Here is an 18578-nt window from a genome sequence, read left to right on the forward strand (position 1 = left end):
GGATTGTTGAATAGTTGCATCATTCTGTTGCTCTCATTACGTTGAGCCGCATCGACGCCGACGTCTCCGACCGCTCGGCGCGAAGCCCGCCCGACTCGAGGAGAACGACCGCGTGACCATGCCGCTCACCGACGCCCCAGGCACCGTGCCCGCCGCCCTCGTGCACGACCCGCTCTGGTGGCGCAGCGCCGTCATCTACCAGGTGTACGTGCGCAGCTTCGCCGACTCCGACGGCGACGGCACGGGCGACCTGCGCGGCGTGCTGAGCCGCCTCGACTACCTCGCCGACCTCGGCGTCGACGCGCTCTGGTTCAACCCGTGGTACCCGTCGCCCCTCGCCGACGGCGGCTACGACGTCGCCGACTACCGCGACATCCACCCCGCCTTCGGCACCCTCGCCGACGCCGAGCAGCTCATCGCCGCGGCCGCCGACCGGGGCATCCGCACGATCATCGACATCGTCCCGAACCACGTGAGCTCGCGGCATCCCTGGTTCGAGGCCGCGCTCGCCGCCGGACCCGGCAGTCCCGAGCGCGAGCGCTTCTGGTTCCACCCCGGCCGGGGCGCGAACGGTGACGAGATGCCGACCCACTGGGTGTCGAACTTCCAGGGCGACACGTGGACCCGCACCGTGAACCCCGACGGCACGCCGGGGGAGTGGTACCTGCACCTCTTCACGCCCGAGCAGCCCGACCTCAACTGGAACCACCCCGACGTGCGCGCCGAGCACGAGGACATCCTGCGATTCTGGTTCGACCGCGGCGTCGCGGGTGTGCGGATCGACTCGGCCGGACTCCTCATCAAGGACCCGGCGCTGCCCGAGGTGCCCGAGATCGTCGCGCCCGGACAGCACCCGACCGAGGACCGCGACGAGGTGCACGACGTGTACCGGTCGTGGCGGCGCATCGCCGACTCGTACGAGGGCACGCGCGTGCTCGTCGGCGAGGTCTGGGTGCCGGATGCCTCCCGCTTCGCGGCCTACCTGCGCCCCGACGAGATGCACACGGCGTTCAACTTCGACTTCATGTCGCGCCCCTGGGCGGCCGACGAGCTGCGCGCGTCGATCGACCTCATGCTCGCCGCCCACGCGCCCGTCGGCGCCCCGAGCACCTGGGTGCTCTCGAACCACGACGTGACCCGCCCGGTCACCCGCTACGGTCGCGACGACTCGTCGTTCGCGTTCGCGAAGAAGCGCTTCGGCACGCCCACCGACCTCGCCCTCGGCACGCGTCGCGCCCGCGCGGCGGCCCTGCTCACGGCGGCCCTGCCCGGGTCGCTCTACCTGTACCAGGGCGACGAGCTGGGCCTGCCCGAGGTCGAGCTGCCCCGCGAGGCGATCGACGACCCGATGCACTTCCGCTCGGGCGGGGTCGACCCGGGGCGCGACGGCTGCCGCGTGCCGCTGCCCTGGCGCGGGACCAGCGCCCCGTTCGGGTTCGGCCCGCTCGGCACCGAGCCGTGGCTGCCGCAGCCGGCCGACTGGGCCGCGCTCACCGTGCAGGCGCAACAGGCCGACCCGTCGTCGATGCTCTGGCTCTACCGGCAGGCGCTTCGGCTGCGCCGCCGCGAGGCCGCGCTCGGCGACGGCCCGATGACGTGGCTCGAGCACGGCGACGACGTGCTCTGCTTCCGCCGGGGCGACGACCTCGTCTCGATCACGAACCTCGGACGGGCGGCCGTCGCCCTGCCCGACCACGAGAGCATCCTGCTCGCGAGCGCCCCGCTCGAGGCCGGCCTGCTCCCGTCCGACGCGACCGCGTGGCTGCGCACCGCGCCGGCGCCGAGGCATCCCTGAACCGAACCGACCGCACCACCCACCGCACCGATCCGCAGTACCCGACACCGCGTCACCCTCAACACAGCACCGAAAGGAACACGACAATGAAGTCATCACGCAGCATCGCGATCGCGGGGCTCACCGCCCTCGTGGTCGCCGGCTCGCTCGCCGCCTGCAGCGCCGACTCGGGCGGCGACGACGGCAAGCTCGAACTGCGCGTCGCCACCTTCCCGCCCGGGGCCGACCAGGCCGCCTACGACGCGTTCGCCGAACAGGAGAAGCAGTTCGAGGACGCCAACCCCGACATCGACATCGTCGGCCTCGAGTACGAGTGGACGGCGCCCACCTTCGCCGCGCAGCTCGCGGGCGGCAGCCTGCCCGACGTCTTCACGGTGCCCTTCACCGACACGAAGACGCTGCTCGAGAACGGCCAGCTGATGGACGTGACCGACGAGCTGCAGGAGCTCGGCTACTCCGACAAGTTCAACCCGATCATCCTCGAGGAGGTCACCGGGAGCGACGGCCAGGTCTACGGCTTCCCGCGCCAGGCGTATGCCAACGGCCTCCACTACAACCGCGACCTGTTCGAGCAGGCCGGGCTCGACCCCGACAACCCGCCGACGACGTGGGACGAGGTGCGAGCGGCCGCGAAGACCATCGCCGAGAAGACCGGCAAGGCCGGCTACGCGACCATGGCGGCGGGCAACACCGGCGGCTGGCAGCTCTCGGTGCAGGCCGACTCGCGCGGGGCGTCGCTGCAGGAGGCGAACGACGACGGCACCTACACGTCGACGATCGACAACGACGCGACGAAGGCGACGCTCGAGTACCTGCACGACCTCCGCTGGGAGGACGACTCGATGGGGTCGACGTTCGATCTCGACTGGGGCAGCATCAACCAGGAGTTCGCCGCGGGCAACATCGGCATGTACACCTCGGGCTCCGACGTCTACACGGCGCTCGTGCGCGACTTCGGCATGAGCCCCGACATCTACGGCCTCACCGTGATCCCGACCGAGAACGGCGGCGGCGTGCTCGGCGGCGGCGACATCGCCGTCATGCCGCCGACGCTCGACGACGAGACCAAGGCGGCCGCGGTCAAGTGGATCGACTGGTACTACATGCAGAAGCTCCTGAACGAGGACGCGGCGATCGCCGACGCGAAGGCGCTGTCGGAGTCGGACCAGGCCGTCGGCACGCCGGTGCTGCCCGTGCTCGACAAGGAGACCTACCTCGAGTCGCAGGAGTGGATCGCCCCCTACGTCAACGTGCCGCTCGACCAGATGACGGGCTTCACCGAGGGCATCTTCGAGCAGACCCCGGTGGGCGAGTTCAAGGGGCAGACGCAGCCGATCTACGCCCTCATGGACAACCTCGTGCAGGCCGTGCTGACCGACGAGAACGCCGACATCGACGCGCTGCTGCAGCAGGTCGACGTCGACGCGCAGGCCCTGCTCGACCAGTGACGACCATGATCGATCGGGATGCCGCGGCGGAGGCCCCGCCGCGGCATCCCGCCGCCCGTCGATCGGAGCCGCGGCCGCGCCGCCGCCGCAACCCCGTGACCTGGGTGCGCGGCGGCGGGCTGTGGAACCTCGCGTTCCTCGCACCGATGCTCATCGTGTTCGGGGTGTTCAGCTGGGGGCCGATCGCGCAGGCGGTCGTCATGAGCTTCCAGAAGACGAACCTGATCACGCCGCCCGTCTGGGTCGGGCTCGACAACTTCGCGCGCGTGCTGGGCGACCCGAACCTCGGCACCGCCGTGCTCAACACCCTCTACTTCGCGGCACTTGCGCTCGTGTTCGGATTCCCGCTGCCGATCCTCATGGCGGTGCTGATGAGCGAGGTGCGCCGGGGCAAGGGCCTGTACAGCGCCCTCGCCTACCTGCCCGTCGTCGTGCCGCCCGTCGTGGCGGTGCTGCTCTGGAAGGTGTTCTACAACGCGAGCCCCGACGGCGTCTTCAACACCGTGCTCGGCTGGGTCGGCATCCCGCCGCAGCCGTGGCTGCAGTCGTCGGCGACCGCGATGCCCTCGCTCGTCATCGAGGCGACGTGGGCCGCCGCCGGCGGGTCGATCATCATCTACCTCGCGGCGCTCATCGCGGTGCCGCCCGAGCTCTACGATGCGGCCGAGGTCGACGGAGCGGGCATCTGGCGCAAGATCTGGCACGTCACGCTGCCGCAGCTGCGCGGCATCCTCTTCATCATGCTGATCCTGCAGGTCATCGGCACCGCGCAGGTCTTCCTCGAGCCGTTCCTGTTCACGGGCGGCGGACCGAACAACTCGACCCTCACCGTGCTGCTGCTGATCTACCGCTACGCGTTCCAGAACAGCCTCGGCGGCGACTACGGCGAGGCCACGGCGCTGAGCCTCATGCTCGCCGTCTTCCTGGGCCTCCTGAGCTGGCTCTACTTCAAGCTGACCGACCGTTGGAGCACGAATTGACCACCGCGCAGGGAACCGCCCCCGCCACGACGGCGGACTCGATCACGCTGCGCGCCCGCCTGTCGCGGATGACGCGACGCCGGCCCGGCGCCCCCGACGACGGTGGCGACCGCGGCATCGTCTCCGAGCACGAGCGGAGGCGCGGCGGGGTGCCTGCCTCGATGGGCGGCATCCACGTGTTCCTCTTCGTCGGCCTCGTCATCGCCGGGCTCGGGCCGCTGCTGTGGCTCGCGAAGGCGGCGGTCACGCCCACCCAGGACACGCTCACCCAGCCGTTCGCGCTCTGGCCCAACGGCATCGACTGGGCCAACCTCGAGCAGGCGTGGAACGACATCCACATCGACCAGTACTTCCTGAACACGATCTGGGTCGCGGCCGGGTCGTGGTTCTTCCAGCTGCTGATCGCGACGACGGCCGGCTACGCGCTGTCGATCCTGCGGCCGAAGTACGCGCCCGTGCTGAACGCCCTCGTGCTCGCGACGCTGTTCATCCCCGCGGTCGTGCTGCTCGTGCCGCTCTACCTCACGATCCTGCACCCGCCGCTCATCGACGTGTCGCTGCTCAACACCTACTGGGCCGTGTGGCTGCCGGCCGCGGCGAACGCCTTCAACATCCTGCTCGTGAAGCGGTTCTTCGACGGGCTGCCGCGCGAGGTGTTCGAGGCCGCCCGCACCGACGGCGCCGGGCCCTTCCGCGTCTTCTGGTCGATCGTGCTGCCGATGTCGAAGCCCATCCTCGGCGTCGTCTCGGTGTTCGCGGTGATCGCCGCCTGGAAGGACTTCCTCTGGCCGCTGCTCGTGCTGCCCGACCCCGCGGTGCAGCCGCTGTCGGTGCGGCTGCCCGCGGTGCAGTCGCAGACCGAGCTCGACGTGTTCCTCGCGGCGCTCGCGATCTCGACGCTCATCCCGGTGGCCCTGTTCCTCGTGTTCCAGCGCCTGTTCCTGCGCGGTGCGGGGCTCGGCGGGGCGGTGAAGGGGTAGGCGCCGGTCTCGGTCGGCGGCCTCGCCGACGTCATGGCTCGAGCAGCACCATCGCCTCCTCGAGCGTCGGCGCCACGGGTTCGACCGTCGCGTCGATGCCGCCGAGCGCCGCTCGCACGCGATCGGGCTCGACGCCCGCCACCCGCACCGTGCGCCCCGACAGCATCGTGGGCAGGCCGGCGCGGCTGAGCGTCGTGAACGCACGCTGCCAGTCGGGCGTGCTCACGAGCACGGCCGTCACGCCCGCGATGAGCTCGTCGACCGAGCCGACGCCGAGCAGCCGCCCCTGCGACATGAGGGCCAGCCGGGTGCACTGCTCCGCCTCCTGCATGTAGTGGGTCGTCACGAGCACCCCGCGACCGGCGTCGGCCTGCGCGTGGATCGTGTCCCACAACCGCGCCCTCGAGAGCGGATCGACGCCCGAGGTGGGCTCGTCGAGCACCAGCAGCTCGGGCTCGTGCGCGAGGGCGAGGGTGAACGCGAGCTGCCGCTGCCGCCCGAGGCCGATCGCCCCGACGAGTGAACGACGGACCTCGTCGAGCGAGGCCGGGAGGGCCGGCTTCGGCGTGCCGTAGACGCGGCCGAAGAACTCGACGTTCTCCTCGACGCTGATCGTGCGCGAGAGCCCGAGGCTCTGGGGCACGTAGCCGAGTCGCTTGCGCGAACGGGCGTCGGGTGCGGCGCCGAAGAGCTCGACGGCGCCCTCGTCGGGCTGGTCCAACCCGATGAGCGCGCGCAGGAACGTCGTCTTGCCGGCGCCGTTCGCGCCGATCAGCCCGACGACCTCGCCCGTGCGCACCTCGAGGCTCATGCGGTCGACGGCGACCTGCGAACCGAATCGACGGGTGACCTCGTGGCCGGCCGCCACCACGACACCGCCGGCCGGTGCGCCGTCGGCGGCTGCCGCCGGGCGGTCGGCCGCCGGGCCGGGCGGCTCGTCAGCCTCCCGGGCGTCGGGGGCCTCGCGCGAGAGCGTGTAGGCGATGAGCGCGTCTTCGAGGTCGGGGCGAACCGTCGTCGGCGATGCCGCGGGCCCGGCTGCGGCATCCCCGACGGCTGCGCCTCGCGGGGTGGCGGTCGCCGCGTCGGATCCCGTCGCCGCAGCGGAGGCCGCCGCGGCTGCCGCGACCGGGGTCTCGCCACCGGCCGGCAGCCAGCGGTGTCGTTCGAGGCCCCGCCGCCACGAGTCCCAGCTCGCGGCGCCGTCGGTGCGCACGATGCGGCCCGGGGTCGCGGCGATGATCGTCTCGGGCGTGCCCGACGCGATCGCCCGGCCGCGGTCGAGCGCCGTGACGGAGGCCGCGCGCTGCGCCTCGTCGAGATAGGTCGTGGCGAGCAGCACGGCCGCCCCGTCGGTCGCGGTCGACGAGATGAGCCGCCACAGTTCGACCCGGCTGACGGGGTCGACGCCCGTGCTCGGCTCGTCGAGCAGCACGAGGCTCGGCCGGTGCAGGATGGCGAGGAGGAACCCCAGCTTCTGGCGCATGCCGCCGGAGAGCTCGCGACCCAGCCGGTCGCGCGCCGCGGAGAGCCCGGCCCGGTCGAGGAGCTCGGTCGAGCGCTCGCGGATCTCCGCCGAGCGCATGCCGTACGACTCGCCGACGAAGGCGATGTTCTCGTCGACGCTGAGATTGGCCCAGACGCCGGACGTCGACGGCTGGTAGCCCAGCTCGGGCTTGCCGAGGGTCGTGACGGAACCCCGCTCGGGCGCGACGCGCCCCGCGAGCACCCGCAGCAGCGTCGACTTGCCGGCCCCGTCGCCGCCGACGACCGCGGTGACCGAGCCGGCCGGCACCGCGAGCGTGACCTCGTCGAGGGCGACCTCGTCGCCGAACGCGACGCGGATGCCGTCGACGCCGATGTCGGTCATCGGTGGCTCCCGTGCCGCCGGTGCCCGGCCCGGCCGGCGTGCGGCTTCGCGGGCGTGATGCTCGCGCGCAGCCGGACGACGGCGAGGCCGAAGATCACGACCGCCATCACCGCGATGAGCGTCAGCGGCAACCACAGCGCATCCCACCCGGCGCCGCGGAGCATCACGCCCTGCGACACCATCGTGAAGTAGGTCAGCGGCAGCAGGTAGCCGATCCAGCGCACGCCGGCCGCCATCGCGTCGAGCGGGAAGATCATGCCCGACAGCAGGATCTGCGGCAGGAGCAGCATCATCGCGCCCTGGATGGCCTGGCCCGAGGTCTTCGCGACCGACGAGATCAGCACGCCCATGCCGAGCACCGCGAAGAGGAAGAGCGCCGCCCCGACGGCGAACAGCCAGACGCTGCCCACGAACGGCACCCCGAACAGCCAGATGCCGAGCAGGGTGATGAGCACCATGTCGAACGCCGCGAGCAGGAAGTACGGCGCGATCTTGCCGAGGATGACCGAGGCGGCCTTCAACGGCATCACGGCGAGCTGTTCGAACGTGCCGGCCTCGCGCTCCCTGACGAGGCCGATGCTCGTGATGATCGTGCCGATGAAGGTGAGGATCAAGCCGATGATCGCGGGCACCATGACCCACGAGGTCTTCAGGTCGGGATTGAAGAGGATCTCGATGTCGAGCTGCGGCGCCTGCGGATTCTGCGCGAGCTGCGCGCTGAGCTGCGTGAACAGCACCTGCGCCGATTGGGCGGCGAACAGGTTGGAGCCGTCGATGTACACGGTGGCGGCGGTCGGCTCGTCGGCGAAGATCGACACGTTGCCCTCGCGGTCGACGAGCGACTGCTGGGCGTCGTCGGCGTCGCCGCCTGCATCGGTCGAGACGATCTCGAGGTGGTCGCTCAGCTCGTCGTTGCCCTCGATCGCGTCTTCGATCCGGCTCGACTCGGCGCCGTACACCGTGACCCGCAGGGTCTCGACGGTGAAGTTCGCCGCGTAGCCGAAGATCACGAGCAGCAGCAGCGGCATCACGATCAGCATGCCGAGCGTGAGCCGGTCGCGCCGCAGTTCCTGGAACTCCTTGATGAAGATCGCTCGCATACTACGGATTATTCACCAGGGGACGAATTCCCGGCAAGGGTGCTCGGGACGCTCGATTGGCGATCGGGCGCGGCTTGGGTTAGAGTTACGTGGTTGCCTGATCGCAGACGATGCGGCAGGCGACGAGCCATGCGCCCGTAGCTCAATGGATAGAGCATCTGACTACGGATCAGAAGGTTGGGGGTTCGAGTCCCTCCGGGCGCGCGGAAGAAGGCGGTTCGCAGCATGCGAGCCGCCTTCGCTGTTTTCTGCTGGTACATCGGGCTTTCTCCTTCTTTGTGTTCGTCCAACGAGTCGTTGGACCGTTTGTGCAACGGGCCGTTGCACTGGTTCGTTCGTCGCGGCGACAGCAACCGTGACAGCAACGTCCAGCTACCAGGGCGGGGGAGTGTCGATCTCGCCGACCTGGAAGCCCATGTCCAGGAGCTGCTTCCGGACTGCCTCCGCATCGACGCGCGATCGGTCGAGCCGGCTCACGATCATCACAAGATTGCCGTCAGGGTCGAGCGTCGGCTCCTGCAGGCGCATCGACAGATGGAGGGGCTGCAGCGCGAACATGACGAAGGTCGCGGCGGACCAGAACATCTTGAGGGTGATGTCGTTGAAGTAGTCGGCCGAGATCTCGACGACCGGGCCGGTGCCGCGGAAGTTGTCCAGCTGGAGCTCCGCGAACTCGTTGCGGTCGAACTCCTCGTTGTTCTCAATCATCGGCGGCCTCCTTCTGTATCGTGTCGGCTGCCTCTGACAGGAGGTCTTCCATGGCCGAGGCTGCCTCGGCGAGTGCGGTCGGCATCACGTGGGCGTAGAGATCGGTCGTGATGCTCATCGTCGAGTGGCCGAGGAGATCCATCACCACGCGAGGCGGAACGCCCTTCGCGAAGAGCAGCGACGCGCAGGTGTGGCGGAGATCGTGGAAGCGAATCCTTGGGACGCCGGCCGACGAGATCAGCGCCTCGAAGTCACGCCGCAGGTTGCTCGGTTCGATCGGCGTGCCCAGCGATGTCGTGAACACGAGATCCAGCGGGTTCGAGCGGTTCGAACCGTGGAGTTCGGCCACCTGCGCCGCGCGGTGGATACGAAGCGAGCGAAGGACGCCAGCAGGGATCGGGACGCTGCGACGCGACCGGGCAGTCTTGGGCGGTCCGAAGACTCGACCGTGAGCAGAGCCGAGTCGCTGCATCGTCTGACGGACGTGGAGCATGCCCGCATCGAGGTCAACGTCGGACCAGCGGAGCCCGAGCAGCTCTCCGCGACGGAGGCCGACCGAGTAGGCGAGTTCGAAGAGCGCATGGAGCCGATGAGGTTTGGAGGCGACGCTGAATCGAGCGGCCTCTTCTGGCGACCAAGCCAGCTGTTCCGCCTTCTCCAGCTTGGGCTGCCGCACGAGGGTACCGACGTTCCTCGAGATCAGCTCCTCACGGACCGCTTCAGCGAGCATCGACCGGAGTACGGCATGCGCGAGCTGCACCGTCCGTACCGAGACGCCCATCGACTGCACAGCACCGTGGAGCTTGCGCACGTGTGAGGGAGTCAGTCGCTCGAGCCTGACATCGCCGACGGTCGGGACGATGTACTTGCGGAGCACCCACGCGTAGTTCGACTGCGTGGAGGGGCGCAGGGCGCTAACCCCGTTCTCGAGCCAGTGGTCGGCATAGGCGCTCACTGTCCACGACGTGCCGGCCATCGGGATCCCGCGCTCGGTACTCGCAATCAGCTCGCGGAGCTTGGAGTTGACCTCGGATCGAGTGCGTCCATAGACCTCCTTCCGTTGTCGAGCGCCGTCCCGCCGCAGCACAAAGGTCGAGCCCACCCAGCGGCCGTCCTTGCGTTGATAGACGCTGCCTTCGCCGTTTGCCCGCTTGCTCATCGGGCGAGACTCGCTTGCGTCAGGCGCTCGGCATACTCACGAACGGCAGTCACGGGCACACGGCGCGAACGACCGATCTTCACACTCACGATCGCGTTGAGCCGCAGCAGGTCGTACACGGTCGACCGTCCGATGCCGAGAGCGTCGGCAACCTCCTCAGGGGTCAGCATCAGCTTTTCCATCTCTTCACCTCTCTTCGTTGTTGGTTCGGTTCGCAGTGCGTCGATTGAGTCGCCACTCGCGAGCAGCAGCCGCGGATTCAGCGGCGAGAGCGGCGTCGCCGGCCGAGAGCCAGCCCATGCCGACGAACGACCAGGAGCCGACAACGAGGGTGGTCTCTTCGCCGTCTTCCGTGTTCTGGTCAGCCTTGACGGGCGGCCTCGTCTGCTTCCGTTGCCAGTCACGACGAGCTGAGCGCAGTCGTCCGAGCGTGGTCGAGTAGCGACGCGACTTCGTCGAGAAATGACCCCGGAATCCGAGCATCGATTCCCATCGCCCGAGCAGTCGATAGGCGCTGAGATCGTCGAGTGCGGCAGCGCGGCCGGCTTCGGCGACGAGTCGACGAATCGTGGAGATGTGGGGTCGAGTGCTACCGGAACCTGTCGTCGCGAGATCCTCGGTCGCCTTCGTCGCGTACTTGGCGATGTAAGCCGCGACGGCACGATCAGTCAGCCGCCCATCCTCGGTCTCGACGTGACGATAGACCGCACGAGCATCGCACTGTCGGCCCCACCTGAGTCGACGCGACGTCCTCTCACCTGGCAGGGGGTCGGCGACCACTTCGACTGCGGCTGCGGCCTTCTGGATGAGGCTCGCGAGATCGGCTGCCGTCGTCGGGGCGAGCGGAGCGGGGAACGGATCGGCGTCGTTGCCGTCTCCGTCGAGTCGTATGAGCGCGTGGAAATGCACCGCGCCGCGCCGCTGGAACTCGGCGACTTTGGCAAACTGCACGCGAACGAGCTTCCGAGCTGCGGTCTCGCTGACTCCGAGCGACGCGGCGAGTTCGCGACGGAGGCGTATTACGAAGCGACGCCACAGCTCGGGCGCATGCCATTGCCACGCGATGTGCGTTTCGTAGTCGTAGCAATCGATGCAGATCGGCTCACCGACCGCGGGGGAGTCGGGGTCGTGCGTGGCCATGCACCAGGTCGGGCGGCCGTGGGCGCAGAGCTTCCGGGCGCGTGGGCGGCAGCGGGCAGCACCGCGGCTTGAGGTTTGTGCGGCGTGCACCGCGCCGAACGAGGGAGCCGTCAGCGTAGCGAAGACGAGGGGATGCATCGACACTGAGTCTGGGACGCCCTTGGAACCACCCGCGGCACCCGCGACGACGAGATGCCACATGTCGGCCTTGTACTCGTAGCTGCAGGAGGGGCACCGGACCGCACGGCGGTTGCCGCAGCGCACGTATGTCACGCCGTCAGGTTCATCGGAAGAGCAGTAGTGAGCGAGTCGATCGCCGGTTCGTGCGTCGAAGGTCGAGGTTGAGCCGACGAGACGCACCGGCTGCGCGCAGAAGCCCGTGCTCGAGGCCTGGTCCATCCAGCGCTCGAAGTCAGGCCGGCGCAGCCGGTTCGTCGCCTCGTCGGTGTACGACATGTCAGCCGAGATCCACTGGGGTGATGCACGGCACCACGTCGAGTCGGTCGGCCACCAGAGCCTCGCGCTCGTCGAAGCGGCAGGCCCGTCGGTCGCTGCCCTGTCGCTGTTGGGCGGCATTCCACGCCAGGAGCTGCCAGTCTTCGCAGCTGGCATCGGCGGCGAGAAGGTGCTCATCGAGACCCGGAATGCGACGGCCGTCGAGTGCGGTCGCCTTGCCAGCCTCGAGCTTGAGGTTGCAGAACTCTGACCTCGCCATGTCGTAGCCGGCCGTATAGGCGACCGATCGAGCGTCGTAGGTGCTGCGGCCGATGAGATGCCCCGCGCCGAAGAGTCCAACGGCAAGAGCCAGGGCAGCGGGAGGTGCCACGAGGAGGGCGAGCTGTCGTTTGGTGATCATTCTTCTTCTCCTTTCGGGGTGCGCCGAGTTCGGCGCGACCGTGTTGCCGAGGCGGGCTGCGCTTCGGCCGGCTGGGGGATGACGACCGGAATCTGAACGGGTGCCGCGAATTCGCGCGCGGCAGCGCGAATCATCTCGTCGGTCACGACTCCGGCACGAACCCGAACCGGGTCACTACCGTCATCGGGGACCACGAACCCGACACCAGGCAGGGTGGGTGGGATCTGGTGACAAAGCGCGCCCTTCTCCCGCATGCCCTCTCCGAGGACCATCGAGGTCTCCATTGCGTCTCGCAGGCGGAGGCCAATGGTCTGAGTGAAGAGGCCACGGGCGGGGAGCGTCTCTTTGCGCGGGTCCTGCAGACAGGCGAACACCGTGTAGCCGACGGCTCGACCCTGCGAGCAGAGCAGCGCGATCGCATTGTTCGCACGACGCATCAGGTCGCGGTCGATCTGGTAGGCCGTGAGCGCCGCCATCTCGTCGATCAGGACGACGACATGAGGACTCTCGACGGAGGCAACATGCTGCCGAGTCGAGCCCGAAAGCTCGAGGGCCCGAGCCTGCATCGCCGCGACCGCCTCCTCGAGGAGCTGCACGGCTGTTTCGGGGGTGTGGGCGAATCGTGTCAGCATCTCGGTGCCCATGCCGAGTTCCATCGCGGATTTGAGATCGATGCCGTGCACCTGGACGAGTCCCGACTTGATCGCCGGTGCAAGACCGAGGATCAGGCCCCAAACGAGCGAAGCCTTGCCCGAGCCGGACGACCCGGCGACGAGCGTTTGCGGGCCGAGTCGCATCGTCCAGATGGCACCTGTCTCAGTCAGACCGAGCGGCACAGCGCGGAGGTCGACAGCATCGGCCGGCTCGAGCGCAAAGGGGGCTTCGAGCGGATCGGTGAATGCAACCATCGCGCTGGTACCGACCTCCGATGCAGCAATCGTCACCCGATGCGCGCCGAGGCTCTCGGCGATGGCGTCGGCGCGGAGTGCCAGCTGTTCGCGCGTCATGCCCAGCGGCAGCGAGAGGGTCATCCAGAGGGCCCCGGATCCCCAGGAGTAGCCGACGAAAGTCGGAACCACACGCGGACCGTTGGTGACCAGCACCGAACAGCCGAGTCGCAGCATCAGCTCGGGCCATGCCTGTCCGAGCCACTTCACGTAGGCGTCGCGTTGGCGCTGGAGAGAATGGGCTTCGAGAGTCATCCCGTGCCGGTAGCGGCGCACGAGGTTTACCGCGACCCAGACGAGCGTGACGGCCCCGAGGGCTATTGCGACCGGCTCAATCCAGCTCAGCGTGATGAGCACGATGAGGAAGAAGATCGCCATGACGCAATGGCGCGTCCAGGTGTCGCCGACCGCGAGCCCCCACCAGCGCAGCTCGCCCCTGAGGTCGAACGACATCATTCGCCTCGCTTGTTCGGAACAGCCGGCTTCATGTCGGTCGCACGCAGCGAGAACGCGACGCGAGGACGGCCGCCGCCCTCCTTCACGTACGGGGTGACGGTGAGCCCCTCGAAGAGCACCGGGCGGAACGGGAGCCCCGGCATCTCCGGCGGCGCCGTCGGCTCGACCGCGGACGCGATCTTCACGCTGACCTCGCCCTGGCCCTTGCGGCCGTTGGGGTCGGCGTCGATCACGCGCACGGTCCAGACGGGCTTGCCGGTTGCCTTGTCGTGCTGCTGGCCGGCCTGCTGCCCGTCGGCGGTCCACTCGATGACGCGCTCGACCTCGCCGACCATGTAAGCGCCGGCCGGGAAGTATGCCCCGAAGTCCACCGGGATCGCTGACTGGATTGCCATGTTCGTCCTCCTCTGTCTTCATCCATCGATTACGGATGTATTCGATGGCGACAGCATTTCACCAAAGTTAAAACATGTCAACAATGATCAAGCACTTTCGCCGGGCCTGCCGAACGTTCGCTGGTAGATTTGCGCCAAGGAATGGAGCTTCGGATGGCAGACCCTGCGAAGGCGGCAGCGCGTGCCCTCAAGCCTGCGCAGCAGGAGTGGGGGGTGATTCCCGGTCCGATTCATCGGCTGCTGGTGCGGCTCACAGAGAAGGCCAGAGTTCTCGCGGACGGACAGAACGTGGAGGAGTGGCCGCCGGCCGACGTACCCGCTGATTTCGACGTGTTCTTTCGCAAGACGCTGGCCGCGACCCAGTCGCTCCAAGAGACCGCCACCGACTTGCGGTCACTCGTCTCGGCGTGGGCCCACAAGTATCACCAGCCGAAGCCCAACTTCAGCCAACTTGCGCGTGCTCAGGGAACGACGCCGCAGGGACTGTACAAGCGATACAAGCAATCAACGCGCGACGGAATCGACCAACTGCTGTCGGAAACGCCGGACCTTTCCGTGATTCTCGAAGCCTTTCCCAGTCTCCGGTTGGTCGATTTGCGAGGGCTGAGTGACCCGATTGACCGGGCTTTGGCCAACGTTCGAGCCAAAGTAGCGATCGGGCCATCTGGCTCGCCAATGGAAGATCGACTGGCAACCGTTGTGGATGCGCTTGAGACTGTCGCCGCCATTAACGGACACCGTGCGAATGAAGCAGAAGTCCGTGAGTTGCTCGAGGAGATGGATCTTCAGCCCACTGAAGGCAACATCAGTGCGATTCGAGAGCGACTCATTTTGGGGCGTCTCAAGGACGAGTAGGCCGCGCTTCAAGTCGACTCGCGAACCCAACTAATGCGTCAGCGCGGCGGCCAACCTGCTCAGCGTTCGTGGTGGTTCCGCGCACGTTCATTGCCCGGGTGGCGCGGTGGCGACTTCAGCCACTAGCCGAAAGCAACAACCTTCTGCGTTGCAGCTTCCTCGGGCATGTAGCCAAGCTGCGTCATGAGTGCGCGCACGACCGCCTTGCCGAGTTCGACCGGGACGGCGTTGCCGAGCTGGCGCTGTACGTCCGCGCGACTCCCCGAGATCTTGAAGTCATCGGGGAACGACATAAGCCGAAGCATCTCGTTGACTCGAAGTCGGCGAGCCCGTAGCGCGCCTGAATCCGTCCGAACGTTCTCCCAATGGAACGGCCCAACCCAGGGCCCAGGCTGTGCCTGAAGGGTCGTCGAGGGGCGGTCCGGGTCGAGGCGCAGGAGGAACGTCCAGTAGCGGCTACGCCACTTGAAATGGTTGCGGCCGTCGTAGCGGTCTGTGTGCCACAGGTAGTTCTGACCCGGAGGGATCTCGGCCGCCAACTCCCCGTATGTGCCGTCGACAATCTCATCATCCGATGCAATGGCTAGGTGGGGGAGCCCCTCAAAGGCTTGGGCAGCAGTCACGTGTGGAATCTTGGTCGGGTCGATCGTTCGGTCGCGCTCGGTCCAACCGGAGTGAGTCGGTTCGGGGAACTTGAACGCAACGCCGTCGCGTCGACCCACGACGAACACGCGCCGACGTAGCTGAGGCACCCCATAGTCCGCCGCTAGCAGCACCTTCCATTGCGGGTTGTATCCGAGTTCCCGAAGGCCGCTCAGTAGACGATCGAACTGCGCACGATGCGTCTTGTAGGTCAGCCCCTGGACGTTCTCGAGGATGAACGCTTCGGGCTGAGTCTCCCGCACTACGCGGACGTACTCATCCAACAGCGACGCGTTTGGATCGCGGCTTTCGCGCTTCTGCTCGAGCCAAAAGCCCGACTTGCTGAACGGGGTGCAGGGCGGGCCGCCGATGACGAGTACTGGTTCTTTAGGCTTCAGGCCAGCTGTGTCGAGGATCTGCTCCGAGGAGATCACACGGATGTCGCCCTCGAGCGTCTTGGTTGAACCGAAGTTGGATACGAGCGTCTCGAGGGCAGGAGCGTTGTAGTCAGTCGCGGCTGCGACGTGCAGAAGTCCGTTTCCTCTGTCATTCGAGTCGAGCGCGGAAGCGTCTGCACGCTCGACTGCGAGGTCGAGTCCACCGGCCCCAGAGAACAAGCTCACTACCGGGAGCATCTCGCCCATTTCTCACCTCAAAGTCTCGAGGGCTGTCGCCGAGGCGAACCCTTGAACAAGTATCGACCATCAGAATCTCTCAGCAGCCGCCGACACTCCTTGCCAAGAGCCCATAGTGTGGATGACGACCTGAAGGGAGCACCTGTGGAGGAACAGATCGCTGGGCGCAACGTTCCTGAGGTCTATGCGTCTTTGCGGGGCGATCTTCACACCTACCTGGTGCATGCCTTCGAGCAAGCAGGTGCTCGGGTGCTTTACCAGAGTCCATCTAACAGGTCGCCTATCTTCCTTGGGTTGCAGCTCGTCGAAACCGACGAGCGAATCGGCGTGCTTATCTACCCGTACCGCATGAAGAGGGTTGAGACCCGCAATAGACCCGACGACGAACATCGGGCGCAGATCAGGAACGGCAGCGAAGCGAGCTGGCAACGCGATCATCCGGTGGGCCGTGACGTCGCCGGTGTTGATGCCACCGTCATTTTGGCGATCAGCGTCGAGCGCAACGTCATTTTCGGAATGGATGCGCAACTCTACGATCCAATTCCAATGGGGATCTCCTTCTTTGTGAAGGAGGACGATGTGGCAGCGACCGAGTTGAAGCGTTGGCACGTATGGGAGAAGGACAACAAGTCAGGCACGCGTCGGGAGGCAAGGTCCCCTAGCAACCTCGAGACAGTTGTCGGCTTCGCACCTGAGCGGATTATTGACTACGTCCGCCTTGAGCGCCGCGCGGCTCTGCTGGGACTTGACACTCCGCTGCGGTACTCGGCAGCTGCGAACATCGTCAGCACCGGCCCCGCGGCGAAGCTGAGCCACACGCTCGAGGACGAATTCAAGCTATCGAGCGAACAGATTCTCGACGTGATCCGCAGCGCGAAGAGGCTCACGGTTGCGGTTCGGGGTGGCGTGGCTGAGATTCACCTCGAGGACTTCCTGCGGGGGCTACCAGAGGTACAAACGGTTGTGCCGATCGATCGTGACGGTATGCACGATTTCGACGTGGTCCTTCGGTCCGGGCGGCTGCTGCGAATCGAATGTAAGAACGTCAGCCCTCGGGTTTATGCGAACGGCGACATGAAAGTTGAGCTCCAGAAGACTCGAGATCCAAAGAACGAAGCCGGCGGTCGCCTCTACTCACGGGACGCCTTCGACGTCGTGGCGGCGTGCGTCTACTCCGTTACCCGCGAATGGAAGTTTCGCTTTGCCCACGTGGACCAATTGCCAAGCGATGAGCGGTACTCCCACAAACTGTCAGCGATGCAGCACGTCGACCCTTCATGGCGAGACGACCTCTCTTGGCTCGATGCATAAGCGGACGCGATCTTCCTGCCCATGCCCGCCTGTGCTCTCCTGGCGGAGATTTAGCATTACCAGAGTGGGACGCTGGCGGCATCGAAGAACTTCACCTCGAGGGGGTAGCGCGTACTCCTCAACCTACGTTCGGCCTCGAGCCGTGCTGCAGCGATGATGGTTTCTTGATTCGCGTCCGACGTCGGTTCGCCGTAGATCGAGACCGCGAGTCGCCTTACCTTGGAGTGCACAATCGCATCCATGATGTGGGCGTCGTTGGCGCTGAACGAGAGCCCATACGCCAGCAGCCCGCCGCCGATTCCTGCGAGTGAGCGGAGTGCTCGGGAGAGGTAGTCACTCGTCTGGATTCGTGCCAGCTTGCTCGCGCTCGAACCCTCAGCGACGATCAGCGGGAACCTATCGTCGTCGAGTTGAGCGCGGATCTGGTCAATCAGAGCCTCGCCCGTGCGAACCCAGGTGAGCTTCTGAAGTTCCGCCGCGTCGGCGTCGCGATAAAGGTGTAGAGCGCCGTGCAGGTAGTAGATCGTCTGCGTCATGGGCGACAGAAAATCCCACACGACGTAATCGGCGTCATGAGAGGGGCTCCGAAAACCATCATCGCTTGAGCGGAACGTACCGACGGCAGGCGACGGATCCTGCATAACCGCCCAGTAGAGCAACAAGTCGTAGTTCGCGGTGTAGATCCGCCCGAACTTGTTCAAGAAATGCCGTACCCGATCATAGGCTGCATCCTCAATGTCCGCGGGCCGCTCTGGATGAAGGCTCGCGAGCGTCTGCGCCAGCGCTTCCTTCAGGCGGGCAGCCTCCTGCTCGAGCGCAGCAATCTCTTCGGCGTGCTTCTGATCGTCGATTACTCGCAACGCACGTGCTGCGTCGGAAAGCTGGCGGATGACGAGTTCGAAATCGTAGGTGTCCAAGGCATTGAAGAAGCGGCCCGAGAGCGGCCCGATCGAACCGGTCTGCTCAGCGTGGGAGCGAAGTGCCTTGTAGGAGAAGCGATCCCGATCGAATGCAACGCTGAACCCGTTGCCGAGGAGCAAATTGGGTGCTGTGGTCGCCCCAGAGTTGCCTACCCAATCGAGTGCTTCGTCATAGTTCAATAGTGGCGCCACAGTCTCCCTTTCGTGCCGATCCAGTTAATGGGCCACTCATGATCGAGATCAACACCCCGATCGAGGGGCGAGGCGATTCCGGTGGCCCGTGAGAACTTTCTCTACTCGTTCAAGCGCCGGCCGCAAGCGGCCGGCGGGCCCGGCGGGTTGCGGTGCGTCCGGTCCTCGCTTCGCTGCGGTCCGGGCGCT

General features: G+C 66.8%; 17 protein-coding genes and 1 tRNA gene. 7 read left to right on the forward strand and 11 right to left on the reverse strand.

The genetic code is table 11. From position 1 onward, the window contains the following. Window positions 1–118: 118 nt before the first annotated feature. The 4 genes from AC3RJ6_RS02975 (at window position 119) to AC3RJ6_RS02990 (ending at window position 5203) form a co-directional block, all read left to right on the forward strand. Window positions 119–1795 carry a glycoside hydrolase family 13 protein gene (locus tag AC3RJ6_RS02975; protein WP_491426213.1) on the forward strand — a complete coding sequence of 559 codons (1677 nt, stop codon included), beginning with the start codon at window positions 119–121 and terminating at the stop codon, window positions 1793–1795. An 86-nt stretch (window positions 1796–1881) separates the two neighbouring features. Then, complete coding sequence (locus AC3RJ6_RS02980) at window positions 1882–3243, forward strand: ABC transporter substrate-binding protein (RefSeq protein ID WP_491425387.1); 1362 nt, start codon at window positions 1882–1884, stop codon at window positions 3241–3243. A 5-nt stretch (window positions 3244–3248) separates the two neighbouring features. Then, on the forward strand, window positions 3249–4223 hold the full coding sequence (locus AC3RJ6_RS02985) for a carbohydrate ABC transporter permease (protein ID WP_491426214.1): 975 nt from the start codon (window positions 3249–3251) through the stop codon (window positions 4221–4223). Window positions 4224–4291: 68 nt separating this feature from the next. Beyond that, window positions 4292–5203, forward strand: coding sequence for a carbohydrate ABC transporter permease (locus AC3RJ6_RS02990; RefSeq protein WP_491426216.1), 912 nt, complete (start codon window positions 4292–4294; stop codon window positions 5201–5203). A 31-nt stretch (window positions 5204–5234) separates the two neighbouring features. Here the strand turns inward: AC3RJ6_RS02990 and AC3RJ6_RS02995 are convergent, their stop codons facing one another. Together AC3RJ6_RS02995 and AC3RJ6_RS03000 are read right to left on the reverse strand one after the other, a co-directional pair. Next, window positions 5235–7073: an ATP-binding cassette domain-containing protein gene (locus AC3RJ6_RS02995; RefSeq protein WP_491425388.1), complete on the reverse strand. Its 1839-nt coding sequence runs from the start codon at window positions 7071–7073 to the stop codon at window positions 5235–5237. Continuing rightward, window positions 7070–8173, reverse strand: a complete 1104-nt coding sequence (locus tag AC3RJ6_RS03000) for an ABC transporter permease (protein ID WP_491425389.1) — start codon at window positions 8171–8173, stop codon at window positions 7070–7072. The genes AC3RJ6_RS02995 and AC3RJ6_RS03000 overlap by 4 nt, the downstream gene beginning before the upstream one ends. A gap of 131 nt (window positions 8174–8304) precedes the next feature. On the opposite strand from AC3RJ6_RS03000, the gene AC3RJ6_RS03005 reads away from it, so the two are divergent. Continuing rightward, window positions 8305–8377: transfer RNA gene (locus AC3RJ6_RS03005), tRNA-Arg, on the forward strand. Between the two features lie 168 nt (window positions 8378–8545). On the opposite strand, the gene AC3RJ6_RS03010 is transcribed toward AC3RJ6_RS03005, so the two are convergent. From AC3RJ6_RS03010 to AC3RJ6_RS03040, 7 genes are read right to left on the reverse strand one after another with little or no spacing between them, the layout of a single operon-like run. Then, a complete protein-coding gene (locus tag AC3RJ6_RS03010) occupies window positions 8546–8881 on the reverse strand; it encodes a hypothetical protein (protein WP_491425390.1) in 336 nt (111 codons plus the stop codon). Beyond that, a complete protein-coding gene (locus tag AC3RJ6_RS03015) occupies window positions 8874–10040 on the reverse strand; it encodes a tyrosine-type recombinase/integrase (protein WP_491425391.1) in 1167 nt (388 codons plus the stop codon). The genes AC3RJ6_RS03010 and AC3RJ6_RS03015 overlap by 8 nt, the downstream gene beginning before the upstream one ends. Beyond that, window positions 10037–10222, reverse strand: a complete 186-nt coding sequence (locus AC3RJ6_RS03020) for a helix-turn-helix domain-containing protein (RefSeq protein WP_454475762.1) — start codon at window positions 10220–10222, stop codon at window positions 10037–10039. Before AC3RJ6_RS03020 ends, AC3RJ6_RS03015 begins: the two co-directional genes overlap by 4 nt. A gap of 4 nt (window positions 10223–10226) precedes the next feature. Next, window positions 10227–11636: a replication initiator gene (locus AC3RJ6_RS03025; RefSeq protein WP_491425392.1), complete on the reverse strand. Its 1410-nt coding sequence runs from the start codon at window positions 11634–11636 to the stop codon at window positions 10227–10229. 1 nt (window position 11637) lies between these two features. Beyond that, window positions 11638–12036, reverse strand: coding sequence for a hypothetical protein (locus AC3RJ6_RS03030; RefSeq protein ID WP_491425393.1), 399 nt, complete (start codon window positions 12034–12036; stop codon window positions 11638–11640). Continuing rightward, a complete protein-coding gene (locus tag AC3RJ6_RS03035) occupies window positions 12033–13439 on the reverse strand; it encodes an FtsK/SpoIIIE domain-containing protein (RefSeq protein WP_491425394.1) in 1407 nt (468 codons plus the stop codon). Before AC3RJ6_RS03035 ends, AC3RJ6_RS03030 begins: the two co-directional genes overlap by 4 nt. Further along, entirely contained in the window at window positions 13436–13834 is a 399-nt protein-coding gene (locus AC3RJ6_RS03040) for a plasmid replication, integration and excision activator (RefSeq protein WP_491425395.1), read from the reverse strand. Before AC3RJ6_RS03040 ends, AC3RJ6_RS03035 begins: the two co-directional genes overlap by 4 nt. A gap of 153 nt (window positions 13835–13987) precedes the next feature. Here AC3RJ6_RS03040 and AC3RJ6_RS03045 point away from each other — a divergent pair, with 153 nt between their 5' ends. After that, window positions 13988–14689, forward strand: a complete 702-nt coding sequence (locus AC3RJ6_RS03045; protein WP_491425396.1) for a hypothetical protein — start codon at window positions 13988–13990, stop codon at window positions 14687–14689. Window positions 14690–14811: 122 nt separating this feature from the next. Here AC3RJ6_RS03045 and AC3RJ6_RS03050 read toward each other — a convergent pair whose 3' ends face one another. Then, window positions 14812–15975 carry a DNA cytosine methyltransferase gene (locus tag AC3RJ6_RS03050; protein WP_491425397.1) on the reverse strand — a complete coding sequence of 388 codons (1164 nt, stop codon included), beginning with the start codon at window positions 15973–15975 and terminating at the stop codon, window positions 14812–14814. Window positions 15976–16083: 108 nt separating this feature from the next. Between AC3RJ6_RS03050 and AC3RJ6_RS03055 the strand changes: the two genes are divergently transcribed. Continuing rightward, window positions 16084–17277, forward strand: a complete 1194-nt coding sequence (locus AC3RJ6_RS03055) for a hypothetical protein (RefSeq protein WP_491425398.1) — start codon at window positions 16084–16086, stop codon at window positions 17275–17277. A 56-nt stretch (window positions 17278–17333) separates the two neighbouring features. Here AC3RJ6_RS03055 and AC3RJ6_RS03060 read toward each other — a convergent pair whose 3' ends face one another. Then, complete coding sequence (locus AC3RJ6_RS03060; RefSeq protein WP_491425399.1) at window positions 17334–18377, reverse strand: DUF4917 family protein; 1044 nt, start codon at window positions 18375–18377, stop codon at window positions 17334–17336. Window positions 18378–18578: the final 201 nt, after the last annotated feature.

The sequence above is a fragment of the Agromyces cucurbitae genome, from assembly GCF_058349945.1.

Bases quoted from the DNA above. Each gene is read 5' to 3' on its own strand.
- AC3RJ6_RS02975 (WP_491426213.1), top strand. From the start codon at position 119: ATGCCGCTCACCGACGCCCCAGGCACCGTGCCCGCCGCCCTCGTGCAC.
- AC3RJ6_RS02980 (WP_491425387.1), top strand. From the start codon at position 1,882: ATGAAGTCATCACGCAGCATCGCGATCGCGGGGCTCACCGCCCTCGTG.
- AC3RJ6_RS02985 (WP_491426214.1), top strand. From the start codon at position 3,249: ATGATCGATCGGGATGCCGCGGCGGAGGCCCCGCCGCGGCATCCCGCC.
- AC3RJ6_RS02990 (WP_491426216.1), top strand. From the start codon at position 4,292: ATGACGCGACGCCGGCCCGGCGCCCCCGACGACGGTGGCGACCGCGGC.
- AC3RJ6_RS02995 (WP_491425388.1), bottom strand. From the start codon at position 7,073: ATGACCGACATCGGCGTCGACGGCATCCGCGTCGCGTTCGGCGACGAG.
- AC3RJ6_RS03000 (WP_491425389.1), bottom strand. From the start codon at position 8,173: ATGCGAGCGATCTTCATCAAGGAGTTCCAGGAACTGCGGCGCGACCGG.
- AC3RJ6_RS03010 (WP_491425390.1), bottom strand. From the start codon at position 8,881: ATGATTGAGAACAACGAGGAGTTCGACCGCAACGAGTTCGCGGAGCTC.
- AC3RJ6_RS03015 (WP_491425391.1), bottom strand. From the start codon at position 10,040: ATGAGCAAGCGGGCAAACGGCGAAGGCAGCGTCTATCAACGCAAGGAC.
- AC3RJ6_RS03020 (WP_454475762.1), bottom strand. From the start codon at position 10,222: ATGGAAAAGCTGATGCTGACCCCTGAGGAGGTTGCCGACGCTCTCGGC.
- AC3RJ6_RS03025 (WP_491425392.1), bottom strand. From the start codon at position 11,636: ATGTCGTACACCGACGAGGCGACGAACCGGCTGCGCCGGCCTGACTTC.
- AC3RJ6_RS03030 (WP_491425393.1), bottom strand. From the start codon at position 12,036: ATGATCACCAAACGACAGCTCGCCCTCCTCGTGGCACCTCCCGCTGCC.
- AC3RJ6_RS03035 (WP_491425394.1), bottom strand. From the start codon at position 13,439: ATGATGTCGTTCGACCTCAGGGGCGAGCTGCGCTGGTGGGGGCTCGCG.
- AC3RJ6_RS03040 (WP_491425395.1), bottom strand. From the start codon at position 13,834: ATGGCAATCCAGTCAGCGATCCCGGTGGACTTCGGGGCATACTTCCCG.
- AC3RJ6_RS03045 (WP_491425396.1), top strand. From the start codon at position 13,988: ATGGCAGACCCTGCGAAGGCGGCAGCGCGTGCCCTCAAGCCTGCGCAG.
- AC3RJ6_RS03050 (WP_491425397.1), bottom strand. From the start codon at position 15,975: ATGGGCGAGATGCTCCCGGTAGTGAGCTTGTTCTCTGGGGCCGGTGGA.